This is a genomic window from Arthrobacter sp. Y3225116 (assembly GCF_059091245.1).
The window spans coordinates 1-734 of record NZ_JBNHGL010000519.1; the positions used below are offsets into that span (position 1 = coordinate 1).

The 734-nt window shown below is 72.1% G+C and carries 1 protein-coding gene; it reads right to left on the reverse strand.

Annotated elements, in window-relative coordinates:
* Positions 1–110: 110 nt before the first annotated feature.
* Positions 111–734, reverse strand: a 624-nt coding sequence (locus AC5RV2_RS18725; RefSeq protein WP_494093578.1) for an aspartate/ornithine carbamoyltransferase family protein, incomplete at its 5' end; no start/stop codon positions are given.

The window sequence follows — 734 nt, forward strand, 5'->3', positions numbered from 1 at the left end:
CAGGCCGGTGCCCGCCTCCGCGATTCTCCCGCCGCGGACCAGCAGGTCGGCACGCTCCCCGCCGGTCAGCGAAGCCCCGCGGATCAGGTAGGTGGTTTCGCTGGACTCGGTCACTTGGCCTCCTGGGCGGCGATGGGTGCGGGGGCGGCGGATTCGGTGCCGCCGGAGAGCAACAGGTAGAGCGCGGCCATCCGCACGGCAACCCCGTTGCGTACCTGGTCCAACACGGTGGACCGCGGCGAATCGGCTGCCGCCGAGGAAATTTCCAGCCCGCGGTTCATCGGGCCGGGGTGCATAATGATGGTGCCGGCGCGGCCGGAGGCGTCCAGCGCCGCCAGGCGGCGGTCGTCGAACCCCCAGCGGCGCGAATACTCCTGCGTGGACGGGAAGTAGGCGGCGTTCATCCGCTCCCCCTGCACGCGCAGCATCATGACCGCGTCGGTGCCCTCGGCCAGCGTGGCGTCCAGGTCGTAGCTGATCGTGCACGGCCACTGCCGACTGCCCACCGGCAGCAGCGTCGGCGGGGCGACCATGGTGACCTCGGCGCCGAGGGTGCGCAGCAGCCAGAGGTTGGAGCGGGCCACCCGGGAGTGCAGGATGTCCCCGACGATGGCCACCTTCATGCCGGCCAGGTCGGTCCCGGCCGAGGCGGTGCCGTTGAGCCTGGCCCAAGTGCGCCGCAGCGTGAACGCGTCCAGCAGCGCCTGGGTGGGGTGTTCGTGCGTGCCGTCGCC